The sequence below is a fragment of the Mycetocola sp. Y719 genome (assembly GCF_056713205.1).
Genome location: NZ_JBWYGY010000002.1, coordinates 43,764 through 61,090, shown reverse-complemented (window position 1 = coordinate 61,090; position 17,327 = coordinate 43,764). Strand labels below are relative to the sequence as shown.

At 66.1% G+C, this 17,327-nt stretch carries 17 protein-coding genes; 16 read left to right on the top strand and 1 reads right to left on the bottom strand.

All coding sequences use genetic code 11. From position 1 onward, the window contains the following. The first annotated feature begins 17 nt into the window (after positions 1 to 17). From AC1M0F_RS06620 to dapF, 15 genes are all read left to right on the top strand, one after another. Positions 18 to 827: a thymidylate synthase gene (locus tag AC1M0F_RS06620; protein WP_480237432.1), complete on the top strand. Its 810-nt coding sequence runs from the start codon at positions 18 to 20 to the stop codon at positions 825 to 827. After that, the gene (locus tag AC1M0F_RS06615; RefSeq protein WP_480237431.1) at positions 824 to 1,342 is read left to right on the top strand and encodes a dihydrofolate reductase; all 519 of its coding nucleotides are present in this window, start codon (positions 824 to 826) and stop codon (positions 1,340 to 1,342) included. Before AC1M0F_RS06620 ends, AC1M0F_RS06615 begins: the two co-directional genes overlap by 4 nt. A gap of 53 nt (positions 1,343 to 1,395) precedes the next feature. Further along, a complete protein-coding gene (dapA, locus tag AC1M0F_RS06610; protein WP_480237430.1) occupies positions 1,396 to 2,373 on the top strand; it encodes a 4-hydroxy-tetrahydrodipicolinate synthase in 978 nt (325 codons plus the stop codon). Between the two features lie 22 nt (positions 2,374 to 2,395). Next, complete coding sequence (locus AC1M0F_RS06605; RefSeq protein ID WP_480237429.1) at positions 2,396 to 4,072, top strand: ribonuclease J; 1,677 nt, start codon at positions 2,396 to 2,398, stop codon at positions 4,070 to 4,072. Between the two features lie 116 nt (positions 4,073 to 4,188). Continuing rightward, positions 4,189 to 4,680 carry an N-acetyltransferase family protein gene (locus tag AC1M0F_RS06600; RefSeq protein ID WP_480237428.1) on the top strand — a complete coding sequence of 164 codons (492 nt, stop codon included), beginning with the start codon at positions 4,189 to 4,191 and terminating at the stop codon, positions 4,678 to 4,680. Between the two features lie 75 nt (positions 4,681 to 4,755). After that, positions 4,756 to 7,560 (top strand): FtsK/SpoIIIE family DNA translocase, encoded by a 2,805-nt coding sequence (locus AC1M0F_RS06595; RefSeq protein ID WP_480237427.1) that lies wholly within the window; start codon positions 4,756 to 4,758, stop codon positions 7,558 to 7,560. Positions 7,561 to 7,566: 6 nt separating this feature from the next. Further along, positions 7,567 to 8,154: a CDP-diacylglycerol--glycerol-3-phosphate 3-phosphatidyltransferase gene (pgsA, locus tag AC1M0F_RS06590; RefSeq protein WP_480237426.1), complete on the top strand. Its 588-nt coding sequence runs from the start codon at positions 7,567 to 7,569 to the stop codon at positions 8,152 to 8,154. After that, positions 8,151 to 8,672 (top strand): CinA family protein, encoded by a 522-nt coding sequence (locus AC1M0F_RS06585; protein WP_480237425.1) that lies wholly within the window; start codon positions 8,151 to 8,153, stop codon positions 8,670 to 8,672. The genes pgsA and AC1M0F_RS06585 overlap by 4 nt, the downstream gene beginning before the upstream one ends. Before the next feature lie 178 nt (positions 8,673 to 8,850). Next, a complete protein-coding gene (locus AC1M0F_RS06580) occupies positions 8,851 to 9,159 on the top strand; it encodes a helix-turn-helix domain-containing protein (protein ID WP_480237424.1) in 309 nt (102 codons plus the stop codon). 81 nt (positions 9,160 to 9,240) lie between these two features. Further along, positions 9,241 to 9,465, top strand: a complete 225-nt coding sequence (locus AC1M0F_RS06575; protein ID WP_480237423.1) for a DUF3046 domain-containing protein — start codon at positions 9,241 to 9,243, stop codon at positions 9,463 to 9,465. Between the two features lie 277 nt (positions 9,466 to 9,742). Further along, positions 9,743 to 10,846, top strand: a complete 1,104-nt coding sequence (recA, locus tag AC1M0F_RS06570) for a recombinase RecA (RefSeq protein WP_480237422.1) — start codon at positions 9,743 to 9,745, stop codon at positions 10,844 to 10,846. Between the two features lie 14 nt (positions 10,847 to 10,860). Then, on the top strand, positions 10,861 to 11,502 hold the full coding sequence (locus AC1M0F_RS06565) for a regulatory protein RecX (RefSeq protein ID WP_480237421.1): 642 nt from the start codon (positions 10,861 to 10,863) through the stop codon (positions 11,500 to 11,502). A gap of 40 nt (positions 11,503 to 11,542) precedes the next feature. Continuing rightward, on the top strand, positions 11,543 to 13,147 hold the full coding sequence (gene miaB, locus AC1M0F_RS06560; protein WP_480237420.1) for a tRNA (N6-isopentenyl adenosine(37)-C2)-methylthiotransferase MiaB: 1,605 nt from the start codon (positions 11,543 to 11,545) through the stop codon (positions 13,145 to 13,147). Positions 13,148 to 13,164: 17 nt separating this feature from the next. Further along, a complete protein-coding gene (gene miaA / locus AC1M0F_RS06555; RefSeq protein WP_480237419.1) occupies positions 13,165 to 14,073 on the top strand; it encodes a tRNA (adenosine(37)-N6)-dimethylallyltransferase MiaA in 909 nt (302 codons plus the stop codon). A gap of 26 nt (positions 14,074 to 14,099) precedes the next feature. Further along, on the top strand, positions 14,100 to 14,981 hold the full coding sequence (gene dapF / locus AC1M0F_RS06550; RefSeq protein ID WP_480237418.1) for a diaminopimelate epimerase: 882 nt from the start codon (positions 14,100 to 14,102) through the stop codon (positions 14,979 to 14,981). Positions 14,982 to 14,983: 2 nt separating this feature from the next. Here the strand turns inward: dapF and AC1M0F_RS06545 are convergent, their stop codons facing one another. After that, complete coding sequence (locus AC1M0F_RS06545) at positions 14,984 to 15,598, bottom strand: class I SAM-dependent methyltransferase (RefSeq protein WP_480237417.1); 615 nt, start codon at positions 15,596 to 15,598, stop codon at positions 14,984 to 14,986. 41 nt (positions 15,599 to 15,639) lie between these two features. On the opposite strand from AC1M0F_RS06545, the gene hflX reads away from it, so the two are divergent. Then, on the top strand, positions 15,640 to 17,166 hold the full coding sequence (gene hflX / locus AC1M0F_RS06540; protein WP_480237416.1) for a GTPase HflX: 1,527 nt from the start codon (positions 15,640 to 15,642) through the stop codon (positions 17,164 to 17,166). Positions 17,167 to 17,327 lie beyond the last annotated feature (161 nt).

Genomic DNA, 17,327 nt, shown 5'->3' with positions numbered 1-17,327 from the left:
CGGTTAGCCTTGGAGCCATGGCTGCGACGATCCCCACCCCGTACGAGGACCTCCTGCGCGACACCCTCGAGAACGGCACGCGCAAGACCGACCGGACGGGAACGGGTACGACCAGCGTGTTCGGCCGCCAGCTCCGGTTCGACCTCTCAGAGGGTTTCCCGCTCATCACCACCAAGCGGGTGCATTTCAAATCGATCGCGTACGAACTGCTCTGGTTCCTCCGGGGCGAGAGCAACGTCGGCTGGCTTCGGGAGAACGGTGTCACCATCTGGGACGAGTGGGCGGATGCCGACGGCGAACTCGGTCCTGTCTACGGCGTTCAGTGGCGCTCATGGCCGACAGCGGGCGGCGACACGATCGACCAGATCTCCGACGTCATCGAAGCCATCAAGACCACCCCTGATTCCCGCCGCCTGATCGTGTCGGCCTGGAATCCGGCAGACATCCCCGACATGGCCCTCGCGCCGTGCCACGCCCTGTTCCAGTTCTATGTGGCCGACGGCAAACTGTCCTGCCAGCTCTACCAGCGCAGCGCCGACCTCTTCCTCGGCGTCCCGTTCAACATCGCCAGCTACGCACTGCTCACCCATCTCGTCGCCGAACAGGCCGGCCTCCAGGTCGGCGACTTCGTCTGGACCGGCGGCGACTGCCACATCTACGACAACCATGTCGAGCAGGTCACCGAACAGCTGCGCCGCGACCCCTACCCGGCCCCGCAGCTCAGGATCACGTCGCACCCAGACGACATCTTCGGCTACGCGTTCGACGACCTCGTCGTCGAGAACTACCAGCACCACCCGGCCATCAAGGCGCCGGTAGCGGTATGAGCCTCCCGCGGATCGGGCTGGTCTGGGCGGAGGCCGCCAACGGCACGATCGGCAACGCCGGTGTGCTTCCCTGGCACCTGCCCGAGGACCTCGCGCACTTCAAGGCCGTGACGCTCGGCAGTCCGGTCGTGATGGGCCGCAAGACCTGGGACTCGCTTCCCGAACGATTCCGCCCGCTCCCCGGACGGCGAAACATCGTCGTCACCAGGCAGCAGGACTGGCGCGCGGACGGCGTCGAGACCGCCGATTCGATCGCGGCCGCCCTCGCGATCGCCGGTGAGGGTGCTGCAGGCGACGACGTGGTCTGGGTGATCGGGGGAGCGGAAGTCTTCTCGGCGGTCATCGACATCGCACAGCGTCTCGAGGTCACCACGATCCGCGAACCCATCGAGGGGGATGCCGTCGCTCCGGCCATCACCGAGAGGTGGCGTCTGGTCTCGACCGACCCCGTCGAGGGCTGGCACACGTCCGCCAAGGGAATCGAGTACCGGTTCCTCCGCTACGAATCCGACTGACGGGTCGGGACCGATGGGGCGCGCAGCCCCCGGCAACCGGTACCCTGATACCTGTGTCTAACGTCGTGAATCCCTTCGGTCAGGTCCTCGTAGCGCTCGTCACCCCCTTCACCGCCGACGGTGAAGTCGACTGGCCTGGCGTCGAGAAGCACATGGACGACGTGATCAACGCGGGTGCAGACGGCATCGTCGTCACCGGCACGACCGGCGAGACCTCCACGCTCACCGACCCGGAGAAACTGCGCCTCGTCGAGGTCGGCAAGTCCGTCTCGGCCGGGCGGGCGAAGATCATCACGGGCGGCGGATCCAACGAGACCGCCCACGCCATCGACCTCTATCGACAGAGCGAAAGAGCCGGCGCCGACGGTGTCATGATCGTCACGCCGTACTACAACAAGCCGACGCAGGCGGGCATCCTCACCCACTTCCGGATGATCGCGGATGCCACAGACCTCCCTGTCATCCTCTACGACATCCCCGGCCGCACGGGCGTGCCGATCAGGTACGAGACCATCCTCCGCGCGGCCAAGCACCCGAACATCCTCGCGGTGAAAGACGCCAAGGGCGACTTCTCCGAAGTGAGCCGCGTGCTCAATCAGACCGACCTGCTCTACTTTTCAGGCGACGACGCCAACGCCCTGCCGCACCTCTCCATCGGTGCGGCCGGTCTCATCGGCGTCACAGCCAACATCGCCGCAAAGCCGTACCGCCAGATGGTCGACGCCGTCAACGCCGGCGACCTGGCAACGGCGACAGCAGCACACATGCAGCTCGAGCCTCTCGTCCGTGCCGTCATGACGCACGTGCCTGGAACCGTGGCCGCCAAGTACATCCTGCACGGGCTCGGCCGCATCGCCAGTCCGCGCGTCCGACTCCCGCTCGTCGGCCCTGAAGAGTGGGAAGCAGCCCAGATCGAGGACGAAATCGACCTCGTCAAGGACATCCCGGGAGTGGACTTCTCCAACTTCCGTCCAGACCGCAACGCGGCAGCCGGTGGCGCTCTGCCACAGGTGCACGGCACCACCCGCTGACGCACACATCCAAGGAGGGCATATGCCCACAACTATTTTCAATCCGCCTGCCCTGAAAAAGGGAACGCTCCGCGTCATCCCGATCGGAGGCCTCGGCGAAATCGGCCGGAACATGACCATGTTCGAGATCGACGGCAAGATCCTCATCGTCGACTGCGGTGTGCTGTTCCCTGAGGAGCACCAGCCCGGCGTCGACCTGATCCTGCCCGACTTCACTCCGATCAAGGATCGTCTCGATGACGTCGTCGGAGTCGTTCTGACCCACGGTCACGAAGACCACATCGGAGCGGTTCCGTACCTGCTCCGCCTCCGCAAGGACATCCCGCTGATCGGGTCCGGCCTCACGCTCGCACTCGTCGAGGCAAAGCTCAAAGAGCACCGCATCCAGCCATACAGCCTCACCGTCGCCGAGGGCCAGAAAGAACAGCTCGGTCCATTCGACCTCGAATTCGTTGCCGTGAACCACTCGATCCCGGATGCTCTCGCCGTGGCGATCAAGACGTCGGCGGGCACCGTCCTCGCGACGGGTGACTTCAAGATGGACCAGCTCCCGCTCGACGGGCGGCTCACAGACCTCCGTGAGTTCGCACGGCTCGGCAAGGAGGGCGTCGACCTCTTCCTCGTCGACTCCACCAACGCAGACGTTCCCGGATTCACACCACTGGAGCGCTCCATCGGCCCGGTCCTCGAGCAGGTCATCTCCAAAGCCCCTCGCCGTGTGATCGTCGCGAGTTTCTCCAGCCACGTGCACCGCGTGCAGCAGGTGCTCGACGCTGCTCACGCCAATGGCCGCCGGGTCGCATTGCTTGGTCGCTCGATGGTGCGCAACATGACCATCGCCGCGGACCTCGGCTACCTCAAGGTGCCCGAGAACGTCCTCATCGACTACAAGAAGGCCAAGGACATCCCAGACGACAAGATCGTCTACATGTCGACCGGGTCGCAGGGCGAGCCGATGGCCGTCCTCAGCCGGATGGCGAACATGGATCACGCCATCGAGGTAGGAGACGGCGACACCGTCATCCTGGCGTCGAGCCAGATTCCCGGCAACGAGAACGCCATCTACCGTGTCATCGACGGCCTCACGAAGCTCGGTGCGAACGTCGTGCACAAGGGCAACGCCAAGGTCCACGTCTCCGGCCACGCCGCCGCAGGCGAGCTCCTCTACTGCTACAACATCATCAAGCCGAAGAACGTCCTCCCCGTCCACGGTGAGTACCGGCACCTCGTCGCGAATGCAAAGCTCGCCATCGACACCGGCATCCCCGAGGAGAACACCATCCTCGCCGAAGACGGCACGGTGATCGACCTCAAAGACGGTGAAGCGCGTGTCGTCGGCCAGCTCGACCTCGGTTTCGTCTACGTCGACGGCTCCAGCGTCGGTGAGATCACCGACGCCGACCTCAAGGACCGCCGGATCCTCGGCGAAGAGGGCTTCATCTCGATCATCGTCGTGGTCGAAGCCCAGACCGGCAAGGTGATCGTCGGACCGGAGATCCACGCCAAGGGGTTCGCTGAAGACGACCGCGTGTTCGACGGCGTCAAGCCCAAGATCGAGCAGGCGCTTGCGGATGCCGCACGCAACGGCGTACGTGACCCGCACGCACTGTCGCAGATCGTTCGGCGCACCGTCGGCCGGTGGGTCAACACGTCATACCGCCGCCGTCCGATGATCGTCCCGCTCGTCATCGAGGCGTAGTCGGTCTGAGCTCTTGAGTTGCCCGGATTCGCGGGTTCCGGCCCGTCCGGACCCGTGAGACCGGGCAACTCGCGTTTGTTCATCCGGTCGAAACACGCGAGGCGTAGCATCGCGACATGGCCCGGTTCACACTTCGGGAGGCGACAGGCAGCGACGCACGCTTTCTCGGTGACATGCTCTTCGAGGCATCCGAATGGATGCCGACGCGGACGCGATCGCGCGTCGACGTGCTCGCAGGGCCGACGACCGCGAAGTACATCTCGGGGTGGAAACGACCGGGCGACGCAGGCACGATCGCCGTCGACTCCGCAGGCACGCCGATCGGTGCCTGCTGGTACCGACTGCTCCCGGCGCACGACCCAGGCTACGGATTCGTCGCGCCTGGCGTGCCCGAGCTGACGCTCGGTGTCGTCGCCGTGTGGCGGGCGCAGGGCGTCGGCCGTGCGCTCCTCGAGGCCGTCGTGTCGCAGGCCAGGTCGGCAGGTCACACTCGCATCAGTCTCAGCGTCGAACGTGCCAACCATGCGAGACGCCTCTACGTCAGCGAAGGTTTCCACACCGTCGAGTCCGGTGTGGACTCCGACACGATGGTGCTCATCCTGCGCTGAAGACGCGCGAGGCCGGATGGGACTGGCCCCGCGTCAATGCAGGGCAAACGACCCCTACCGAAGTACCGTGGAACCATGGCTACGACTAGCAAATCGTCCAGCCGCGGTCGGAGCACGTCGGCGCGCGGAGGAGCACCGAGCGCCCGCAAGGCGCCGGCGAAGAACACAACGGCGAAGACCACCAAACTCCCGACAGCGAAGACTGTCGCGTACCCGACGGAACCGTCGGAGAACGTGTTCGTGAAGATGTGGATGGGCCTCGCCCACCTCGCAGGCGGGACGGCTCGGGCATTCGGCCCAGAACGGTTCGCCAAAGAGGAACGCCGCGACGGCATCCCGTTCCTCATCCTCCTGCTCGCGATCGTCGGCATGGTCGTGCAATGGTTCGGTGTGAACGACACCGTCGCCCAGAACCTCAACGCCTTCACCTTCGGTGGCATCTTCGGTCGCCTGGCGTTCGCCCTCCCCGTCGTGATGCTGTTGCTGGCGATCTGGCTGTTCAGGCATCCGAGCTCAGTGAACGACAACGGGCGCATCGGCATCGGCCTGATCATCGTCCTCGTCGCCGTCGCCGGGCTCTGCCACACCTTCGGCGGGCAACCGAACCCCAGCGACGGGATGCCGGCACTCGCCGTCGCCGGCGGACTGGTCGGCTGGATCGTCGGCGCCCCCCTCGTGGCGCTCATCACCCCGATCGGCGCAGGGATCGTCCTGTCCCTGCTGGTGCTTCTCAGTCTGTTCATCATCACCAAGACCCCGCCGAACAAGGTGGGCGCGAGACTCAGGCAGCTCTACGCGTGGACCTTCGGCACCGACGTCCAGACGGACGAGGAACGCGAGGCCGCGAAACTCGAACGCACGAAGCAGGTCGAGCTCGACGGAATCGACGACGACGGCGACGAATCCCTCCCCTGGTGGCGGCGCAACAAGAGCCAGCGCGAGGTCGACCCCGCATTCGATTCAGCACTGGAAGGCGACCCGCTCGCTGAGCTCCTCGGCGGACCGAGCCGCGGGAACGGCGAATTCGACTCAGCCCTCGAGGGCGAGGATGTCGACATGTTCGGCAACCCCATTCACGATGACGACGAGGCCATGACCGAGGTGATCGGCGACCTCTCGGCAGCGGAGGCGGCGCTCGGCACCTTCGCCGTCGGCGAGTCCACCTCCGGACTCCACGACGACGGCCCTGAGGGTGCCACCGAAGCCCTGCCCGGCATGGAGGGTCTCGGGCTGATGGACGACTCCGGCCCGCAGCGGATGGCCCGCCCGACGGCGCCGCCGGCTCCGTACCGTCTCCCTGCGGCATCCACCCTCGGCGCCGGAGACCCGGCCAAGACCCGCTCAGCAGCGAATGACGAGGTCGTCGTTGCCGTCACCAGCGTCCTCGACCAGTTCAAGGTCGACGCCAAGGTCACAGGCTTCTCGCGCGGCCCGACCGTCACGCAGTACGAGATCGAAGTCGGTCCCGGTGTCAAGGTCGAGCGGATCACCGCGCTGACCAACAACATCGCCTACGCCGTCGCGTCGAACGAGGTTCGTATCCTCGCGCCGATCCCCGGCAAGAGCGCCATCGGTGTCGAGATCCCGAACAGCGACCGCGAGATCGTCACCCTCGGTGACGTCCTCCGCTCGGCGAACGCCACGAAGAGCGTGCACCCGATGACCATCGGTGTGGGCAAGGACGTCGGCGGCGGCTTCGTCGTCGCCAACCTGGCCAAGATGCCCCACCTCCTCGTCGCGGGCTCCACGGGATCAGGAAAGTCGAGCTTCATCAACTCGATGATCACGAGCCTGCTCATGCGGGCGAAACCGAGCGACGTGCGCATGGTCCTCATCGACCCCAAGCGCGTCGAGCTGACCTCATACGCCGGGGTCCCGCACCTCATCACGCCCATCATCACGAACCCCAAGAAAGCGGCGGAAGCGCTGCAGTGGGTCGTGAAGGAGATGGACATGAGGTACGACGACCTCGCCAGCTTCGGCTTCAGGCACATCGACGACTTCAACAAGGCCGTCGTGAACGAGGAGATTGTGCTCCCCGTGGGCAGCGAACGGGTGCTCAAGCCATACCCGTACCTGCTCGTCGTCGTCGATGAGCTCGCCGACCTCATGATGGTCGCCCCTCGTGATGTCGAGGACTCGATCGTGCGCATCACACAGCTCGCCAGGGCATCCGGGATCCACCTCGTCCTCGCCACGCAGCGACCATCGGTCGATGTCGTCACCGGGCTCATCAAGGCGAACGTGCCTTCACGGCTGGCGTTCGCCGTGACGAGCGTCACCGACTCCCGCGTCATCCTCGACCAGCCGGGAGCCGACAAGCTCATCGGCCAGGGCGATGGCCTGTTCCTGCCGATGGGCACGAACAAAGCCATCCGCGTGCAGGGCGCGTGGGTGTCAGAGGCCGAGATCGAGAAGGTCGTCAAGCACGTCACCCAGCAGGCTCGCCCCGAGTACCGCAAGGACGTCGCCGCCGTCATCGAGAAGAAGGAAGTCGACGCGGACATCGGCGATGACCTCGACCTGCTGCTCGCGGCGACCGAGCTCGTCGTCGGCACCCAGTTCGGCTCGACGTCGATGCTGCAGCGCAAGCTCAGGGTCGGTTTCGCCAAGGCGGGACGCCTGATGGACCTGATGGAATCGCGCGAGATCGTCGGCCCGTCTGAGGGCTCGAAGGCGCGCGACGTGCTCGTCACCGCCGAACAGCTCCCAGGACTCCTCGCCAAGCTCAAGGGCGAAGACGGCCCGGCGTTCTCCGCGTCGTCGCACAGCGACGAACGGTACGACGGCGACCAGGTCGACCAGCAGTTCGACGGATACGATGTTGTGGAGGGCGAATCCGACGAGGACGCCTGGAAGCTCACCGGCAAGGAGGAGTAGCAAGACATGACTCTTCCCCGTGCCGGAGGATCGCGATCCGCGAACCTCAACCTGCCGAACGCGATCACCGTCGTCCGCATCCTCCTCGCTCCGGTCTTCATCTGGATGCTCCTGGCCGACGACGGCGCGGACGGCTGGCTCCGCTGGGCGGCCGCCGTCCTCTTCATCGTGGCCATCGCCACTGACGGGATCGACGGCGCGATCGCCAGGAAGCACGGGCTGGTCACCGACCTCGGCAAGCTCCTCGACCCGATCGCGGACAAGATCCTCACCGGCGGCGCACTCGTGGCCCTCTCCATCCTCGGAGAACTGCCCTGGTGGGTCACCATCGTCGTTCTCGTCCGTGAGATCGGCATCACCGTGCACAGGATGATCGTGGCGACCGACCACGTCGTAGCTGCCGCGTGGATGGGCAAGCTCAAGACCGTGGCGCAGTCGGTCGCGATCTCGATCGCCCTCCTCCCGCTCTACCTCGTCGTCGGTGACTGGATCTTCTGGGTCAACGGCATCCTGATGACCGCCGCGGTTCTCCTCACGGTCGCCAGCGGCATCGACTACGTCCTCACCGCGCTCAGGGCAGCCAGACGGCCATGAACGCGAACGGCGGGAGCGACGTGGATCGAACGGCAGCACTGATCCGCCACCTCACCGCGCGGGGCCTCACCATCGCCGTGGCCGAATCGCTGACCGGCGGGCTGCTGGCTGCCGAACTGATCCGGCCGGCAGGGGCATCCGCCGTCGTAACCGGGGGAGTGGTCGCCTATCACACCGACGTCAAGCGTTCGGTGCTCGGCGTCGACGCCGCGCTCCTGGCCGAACACGGGGCAGTCCACCCGCTCGTCGCGGAGCAGATGGCGGCAGGTGCGCGAACCGTCCTCAGCGTCGACGGGCGACCGGCGGACATCGGCGTGTCGACCACAGGCGTCGCAGGGCCCGACCCCCAGGACGGACGTGCCCCCGGCACCGTCTTCCTCGGTCTGTCGATGGCGGGAGGGACCCGCTCGCTCGGTCTCACCCTGACCGGAGACCGGGACACGATCCGCAGGGACACCGTCGCAGCGGCGGTCGATTTCCTCACTGCGATCACCGGCGTGGGAGCCGGCGGATCCTGAGAGTTGGCCCTGACAGATTTCGGGTGGAATATCGCGTGTTGCGCTCCGGTTACAACTCTCAGACTCACAAGAAAAGATCAGTCAGAAACACTAAGGTTTGAGTACGGATGGGTGTAGTACTGTATCCATCCACAGACTTACCGACGGTGAGGCTGACCGGCAGAGAAGGAGGGGTCAAATGATACTTGTTCGTCAAGAAATCGGCGACGTGCTTCGTGACTTCCGGCTGCAAAAAGGGCGGACTCTTCGCCAGGTTGCAAGCAAAGCGAGTGTGGCCCTCGGCTACCTCAGCGAAGTCGAACGCGGACAGAAGGAAGCGTCGAGTGAAATCCTCGCCTCCGTCGCCGACGCCCTCGAGACACCGATCTCGGTGATCATGCGCGAAGTCGGAGACCGCCTCGCGGTCATCGAAGGAATCGAACCGATTCCGGACACCGTCCCAGACGAATTCGTCGCGGAACTGGATGCCGATCTCGTCGCACGCTGACGATCGACCATCGACTGATACCCCGGAGCGCACACGCGCTCCGGGGTATTCCTCTGTCTGCGGCCCGTTACGCTTGATTCCGTGAAACTCAGCGAATTCAGGACGGCGATGACCACCGAGTTCGGTGGCGCATACGGGCGCGTGCTCGCCAGCGACCTGGTGTTGAGGGAGCTGGGAGGGCGAACCGCGAATGAGGCACTTGCTGCGGGCGAATCGCCGCGGGTTGTCTGGCTCGCACTGTGCCGGGAGACGGACGTTCCTGTCGAGCGTCGACACGGCGCAGGTGTTCCTCCGCCCCGGTCCTGACGGCCGCCGATCCGGCGCCGCGCTTCTTCGGCGAAATTGACTTCGACACGCCGCCGCATCTTTCTCGAACATCTGTTCGGGTTGGGATAGGCTCCATCACAAGGGCCTTTCGAGGTCGGATCGTCCACTGATTTCCTCCCTCCGGCGCAATGTCGGAGGTGCACAATACAGTCGACACCGTCACCGACAGACGCTCCCAGCCTTGTCGTAGCACCGGATCTTCCGGGGCGCGACAGCCTACAGGCGCACCGATATCGACAGAAGAAAGAGGCATGACATGCCATCAGCAGCAGACCGCGAGAAGTCCCTCGAGACCGCCCTCGCCCAGATCGACCGCCAGTTCGGCAAAGGCTCCGTCATGCGTCTCGGCAGCGATGAGCGTGCCCCTGTCGCCGTCATCCCCACCGGCTCCATCGCCCTCGACGTCGCGCTCGGTGTCGGAGGACTTCCCCGCGGCCGGATCGTCGAGATCTACGGTCCTGAATCCTCCGGTAAGACCACCCTGACACTTCACGCGATCGCCAACGCACAGAAGGCAGGCGGCATCGCCGCCTTCATCGACGCGGAGCACGCACTCGACCCCGAGTACGCCAGGAAGCTCGGCGTCGACATCGACGCGCTGCTGGTCTCCCAGCCAGACACCGGTGAGCAGGCACTCGAGATCGCCGACATGCTCGTGCGCTCGGGTTCCATCGACCTCATCGTGATCGACTCCGTGGCGGCACTCGTTCCCCGTGCCGAGATCGAGGGCGAGATGGGCGACTCCCACGTCGGCCTCCAGGCGCGGCTGATGTCGCAGGCTCTGCGGAAGCTGACCGGTGGACTGAGCCAGACCAACACCACCATGATCTTCATCAACCAGCTGCGCGAGAAGATCGGTGTGTTCTTCGGCAGCCCCGAGACCACCGCCGGTGGTAAGGCACTCAAGTTCTACGCGTCCGTGCGCCTTGACATCCGCCGCATTGAAACCCTGAAGGACGGCACGGATGCCGTCGGTAACCGCACCAGGGTCAAGGTCGTCAAGAACAAGATGGCCCCGCCGTTCAAGCAGGCGGAGTTCGACATCCTTTACGGCACCGGCATCTCCCGCGAGGGCAGCCTCATCGACTTCGGCGTCGAGCACCTCATCGTGAAGAAGTCAGGCTCGTGGTACACCTACGACGGTGAGCAGCTCGGCCAGGGCAAGGAGAACGCGCGCAACTTCCTTCTCACCAACCCCGACGTCGCCGAAGAGATCGAGCACAAGATCAAGGTCAAGCTCGGTATCGGTGGTGCGGTTGCCGCGCCCGTCGCAGACGCAGCGGTCGAAGCAGCACCGGGCAAGACGGCCGCCGCAGGCAAACTGTCCGCAGACCAGCTCGCCGCCCGGCGCGGCGCGTAGGGCGGGGCACGGTCGTGGTCAGGTTCATCGACCCGCACGAGAACACCTCTCCTGACGGCGGCTCAGGCGCACACGACGCCGACGGAGAGAAGATCGCGACCGTGACCTACCTTCCCGGTGTGGTGCCCGCAACAGACGTCGCTGACCCCGAGTTCCCTGACGCCGACCCGGAGGCCATCGAGTCGGCCCTGGTGCGTAAGCTTGCGCGGCGCGCGCTCAGTGAAGCCGAGATCCTCGCCTTCGGAGTGGCTGAGGGCCTTACCGCCCACCAGGCTAACTCGATCCTCGACCGGCTGCGCGAGCTCGGCTACGTCGACGACCGCGTGCTCGCGGAGCAGATGAAGCACGCACTCTACGAACGCAAAGGGCAGAGCAGGGCAGTCGTCGCGCGCGCGATGTCCGGGCGCTCGATCGAGCGCGACATCATCGACGAGGTGCTCGACGACATCGACCAGGGCGATGAGCTCAGCGCCGCGAAAGAGCTCGCTGCAAAGCGTGCGTCGCAGCTGACCGGGCTCGACAAACAGACGCTCGAACGCCGGCTCGTCGGGTTCCTGGCCCGCCGCGGCTACCCGGGCAACATCGTCCGTGAAGCGATCGCTCCGCTCCTCACCGGGCGCAACGCAGGAGGAACCTCCAACGTCCGGTTCCGCTGACCGCTCCGAGATCCGCGTCTGAACGTAGACTGGACCGATCATGAGCACGCTGCAGGAAACGCCCACAATCATCACCCCGTCGGTCGCGGCCGTCGACGCATCCGGGCACGCGCGCACCTATGAGGTCCGCACCTACGGTTGCCAGATGAACGTGCACGATTCCGAGCGTCTCGGCGGTTCGCTGGACGCGGCCGGCTACGTCAAAGCGGTCGGCGTCGAGCCCGATGTCGTCGTCATCAACACCTGCGCGGTTCGCGAGAACGCAGACAACAAGCTCTACGGCAACCTCGGCTACCTCGCGTCGGTCAAGAAGCGTCACGCCGGCATGCAGATCGCCGTCGGCGGGTGTCTCGCCCAGAAGGACAAGAACGTCATCCTCGAGAAGGCGCCGTGGGTCGACGTCGTGTTCGGCACCCACAACATGGGCGCCCTCCCGAGTCTGCTCGAACGCGCCAGGCACAACGACGAAGCCCAGATCGAGATCCTCGAGTCGCTCGAGACCTTCCCGTCCACCCTTCCGACCAAACGGGAATCGACGTACAGCGGCTGGGTCTCCATTTCCGTCGGCTGCAACAACACCTGCACCTTCTGCATCGTGCCGGCGCTCCGCGGCAAGGAGAAGGATCGCAGGCCAGGCGAGATCCTCGCCGAGATCCAGGCCCTCGTCGACGACGGCGCGATCGAGGTCACCCTCCTCGGCCAGAACGTCAACTCGTACGGCGTCGAGTTCGGCGACCGGCAGGCGTTCAGCAAGCTCCTCCGTGCGGCGGGCGCGATCCCCGGGCTCGAACGGATTCGCTTCACCAGCCCACACCCCGCCGCCTTCACCGACGACGTCATCGACGCCATGGCCGAGACACCCAGCGTGATGCCGCAGCTGCACATGCCCCTCCAGTCAGGCTCCGACCGCATCCTCAAGGCGATGCGCCGGTCGTACCGCAGCGAGAAGTTCCTCGGCATCCTCGACCGCGTTCGCGCCCGGATGCCGCACGCCGCGATCTCCACAGACATCATCGTCGGGTTCCCGGGGGAGACCGAGGACGACTTTCAGGAGACGCTTCGCGTCGTCGAGGCGGCGCGGTTCGCGACAGCGTTCACCTTCCAGTACTCGATCCGCGCGGGAACCCCGGCGGCCACGATGCCTGACCAGGTGCCGAAGGCCGTGGTCCAGGAACGCTACGAGCGCCTGACCGCCCTCCAGGACAGGATCAGCCTCGAGGAGAACCAGAAGGTCGTCGGCCGAGACGTGCAGCTCCTGGTCGCCGTGGGTGAGGGCAAGAAGGACTCCCTCACACATCGGATGTCCGGGCGTGCCGAGGACTCTCGCCTGGTCCATTTCGACGTTCCCACCGGGTCAGAGATTCCGCGGCCAGGCGACGTGGTCACGGCACGGGTCAGCCAGGCAGCCCCGTTCTACCTGATTGCCGACACCGCAGACGGGCTGCCGCTCCAGGTCCGCCGCACGGCCGCAGGCGACGCCTGGGACCGGGCGCAGGCCGAATCCTGCGGCGTCCCGACGTCTCCGTCCTCATTGTCGGCACCCGGCCGGGTGTCGCTCGGCCTGCCGTCCCTCCGGGTCGGCCCACCGGCATCCGTCGCAGGGGCGACCACCCCGATCTACGACCAGCTGGACGGTCAGCGCTGAACCCCGCAGCGGCCGGCGTGATCGCGATCATCGGTCCAACCGGCACCGGAAAGTCCGACCTGTCACTCGACCTGGCCGAGCGCCTCGCGCAGTCGGGACACGGTGCGGAGATCGTGAACGCCGACGCCATGCAGCTGTACAGGGGCATGGACATCGGAACGGCGAAACTCGCGCAGGACGAAAGACGCGGCATCCCGCACCACATGCTCGACGTGCTGGACGTGACGACAGAGTCCACGGTCGCGGCCTACCAGGAGGATGCCAGGGCCGCCATCGACGGGATTCTCGCGCGCGGAGCGACGCCGATCCTCGTCGGCGGGTCGGGGCTCTACGTGTCGAGCGTGCTCTACGACTTCCAGTTCCCCGCATCGGACAAGGCGGTCAGGGCGAGACTGGAAGGCGAACTCGAGGCCGAAGGCCCCGGCGCACTCTACCGGCGGCTTGCCGCGCTCGATCCGGATGTCGCGGCACGCATCGGCTCGCAGAATGCGCGAAGGATCGTGCGGGCACTCGAGGTCGCCGAGATCACCGGCTCACCGGTCGCAGGTATGCTCCCCGGCGAGCCGGTCTACTGGAAGCCCACCCGCATCCTTGGTCTCACCGCCCCGCGCGATCAGCTCGTCGGCAGGCTCGACGAGCGCGTTCTGCGGATGTGGCAGGGCGGTCTCCTCGACGAGGTACGTCGGCTCGTGCCGCTCGGCCTTGAGCGCGGCGTCACGGCGTCGCGGGCGATCGGCTACGCGCAGGCACTTCGGCAGCTCACCGGTGAAGCGACCGAGGAGGAGGCCATCGCTGAAACCCAGCAGCTGACGAGGCGGTATGCGCGCAGGCAGGTGAGCTGGTTCAGGCGGTACGCGGACATCGTCTGGCTGGACTACGACGCTTCCGATCTCGTCGACCGCGCGACGGCATCCGTTCAGGTCTGATTCCGCGCGAACCGTAGACTGGGGCAATGGCACTCACGCTCCCGTTCACCAAGGGCCACGGCACCGGCAACGACTTCGTCCTCTACGCGGACCCCGACGGGAACTCCCCGCTGACGGCCGAGCAGATCACCGCGATCTGCGACCGGCACTTCGGTGTCGGGGCAGACGGAGTGATTCGCGCCGTCCGCTCGGCGAATCTCGATGCAGGAGCGGCAGCCCTCCATGAGGACGAGAACGCGGAGTGGTTCATGGACTACCACAACGCCGACGGATCCATCGCAGAGATGTGCGGGAACGGCATCCGAGTGTTCGTCCGCTACCTCATCGACCAGGGCCTCGTGCAGCTCGAATCGGGCGACACGCTGGCCATCGGCACCCGGGCAGGCGTCCGCGACGTGCAGAGGTCGACGAACGGATTCCAGGTCGACCTCGGCCGGTGGGCCCTCGACGGCGGAGAACCGCTCGTGCGCGCCAAGGAACTGAAAGTGGCGCGCCCCGGCCTCGGGATCAACGTCGGCAATCCTCACGTCGTCGTCGCGCTTGCCGACGAGACCGAACTTGCGTCAGCCGACCTCAGCTACGTCCCCCGGATCGAACCGGAACCGATCGAGGGGGCGAACGTCGAATTCGTCGTGCCCCATGACCCGCTGATCACCGACGGCGTCGGGCGGATCACCATGCGCGTCCACGAACGGGGCAGCGGTGAGACCCTCTCCTGCGGAACCGGTGTCGCGGCGGCTGCACTAGCCACCAGGCACTGGGCCGGATCGACGGCACCCAACCAGTGGCGCGTCGACGTACCGGGAGGCACCCTCGGCGTACGGATGTTCGCCACCCAGGACGGCGAGCACGTCGGGCTGAGCGGACCGGCAGAGCTCGTCTACACGGGAACGCTCGAACTCGGCTGACCTCAGCCCTTGTGGCGAGCGGCCCGCAGGATGCGATAACCCTTGCTGATCGCTTCACGAGTGACGTCGAAGTCGTCGGCGAGGCGTTCCTGCAACCAGCGGTGAAGGCTGTCCGCCCCGAGGTTCTTCTGCACAACGAGCCACGCATCCGAGCCGGGCGCCAGTCGGGGAAGCCAGTACTCGAGCATCTCGTGCAGTGCCTGCTTACCGATCCTGATCGGTGGGTTGGACCACAGCGCGTCGAACGCGATGTCGAGGGGAACCTGGTCGGGCAGCACGGCGCGGACGTTCTCGAGCCCGAGCTTCTCCGCGTTGAGCCGGACGAGGTCGAGCGAGCGCTCGTTGACGTCGACCGCCCACACAGTGGCATCCGGCGACGCCAAAGCCAGGGTGAACGAGATCGGTCCCCAGCCGCAGCCGAGGTCGAGGATGTCGCCGGCGGCCGGAGGGGCCGGTGCCTCGGCAAGCAGGATCTGCGTGCCGGGGTCGATCCGGCCGGGGCTGAAAATGCCGTTGGCCGTCGTGAGCTCCCTGTCGGCACCCGCGAGGTGCACCGTGACGGTCCTGAGCTTGAGCTCGGTGCCGGGCACGCCGGAGAAATAGTGATCGCTGGCCATACCGGAACGTTACTCGACAGCACGCGTTAGGGTTAACTCTGATGACCACTCCGAGCGATACCCCCGACCTTCCCGACGGCGACGACGCCGTGACACGCGTTCTTCGGAACGCGGATACGCGCGCGTCCGGATACTCGCTGTTCGGTTCAGGGCAGGCGACTGCCCTCGGCACCGACTCCGACGGTGACACCGGCCATGACGGCGACCAGTTCGACCGCGAAGACCGCCAGGCACTGCGCCGCGTCGGTGGACTCTCGACGGAACTCGAAGACGTCACAGAGGTCGAGTACCGGCAGCTGCGCATCGAGAACGTCGTCCTCATCGGCATCTACTCGCAGGGCTCGCTGCAGGACGCCGAGAACTCTATTCGCGAACTGGCGGCCCTGGCCGAGACGGCCGGAGCAGTCGTGCTCGACGGCATGCTCCAGCGTCGTCCGAACCCCGACCCGAGCACGTACCTCGGCAAGGGCAAGGCCGAGGAACTGCGCGGCATCGTCGCCTCGCTCGGGGCTGACACGGTCATCGCAGACACCGAACTGGCGCCCAGCCAGAGACGCGCGCTCGAGGATGTCGTCAAGGTGAAGGTCATCGACCGCACCGCCGTGATCCTCGACATCTTCAGCCAGCACGCGAAGAGCCGAGAGGGTAAAGCCCAGGTCGAACTCGCCCAGCTCGAGTACCTGCTGCCGCGTCTCCGTGGCTGGGGTGACTCGATGTCCCGCCAGGCCGGTGGCCAGGTCGGTGGCACAGGCGCAGGAATGGGCTCGAGGGGCCCCGGTGAGACGAAGATCGAACTCGACCGTCGCCGCATCCACACGCGGATGTCGAAACTTCGCAAGCAGATCAAGGGCTTCGGCCCGGCTCGCGAGGCCAAACGGGCCAACCGGCACCGCTTCGAGGTGCCCTCCGTGGCCATCGCCGGCTATACCAACGCGGGCAAGTCCAGCCTGCTCAACCGCATCACCAAGGCGGGTGTGCTCGTCGAGAACTCGCTGTTCGCGACGCTCGACGCCACTGTCAGGCGGACACAGACAGAAGACGGCCGGCTCTACACGATCTCCGACACGGTCGGCTTCGTTCGGAATCTTCCTCACCAACTGGTCGAGGCGTTCCGTTCCACGCTCGAGGAGGTCGCCGAGGCGGATGTCATCGTCCACGTCGTCGACGGCTCCCACCCGGACCCCGCTGCCCAGCTGATGACCGTCCGTGACGTCATCGGGGACGTCGGGGCCCGTGACATCCCTGAACTCGTCGTCTTCAACAAGAGCGACCTGGTCGACGAAGACGGTCGCCTTCTGCTGCGCGGACTGGAACCCAACGCGATCTTCGCCTCCGCCAGGACCGGCGAGGGCATCGACGAGATCCTCCAGGCCCTCAGCGACTTGCTGCCGTCGCCGACCGTGCACCTCGACCTGCTCGTCCCGTACGACAGGGGCGACGTGATCTCGATGCTGCACCGCCGTGGTCGCGTCGAGCACCTCGACTACCTCGAGGAAGGCACCCACGTGCGCGCCCTCGCCTCTGAGGAACTCGCCGCCCAGGTGGCCGAGTTCGCTCGACCGGCCTGAAATCGCCGACTGTGACGAAATGTCACAGTTCGTCACGTATCCCTATCCCGGCCACAGGCTGCATACGCTCGTCGTGATCGTTGTCCCACCGCGCCCGCAGCGGGACATGGAGCGACAGCCGAGCCCGGCACCCGCCCGCGACACCCAGTGCACAGCCGTGT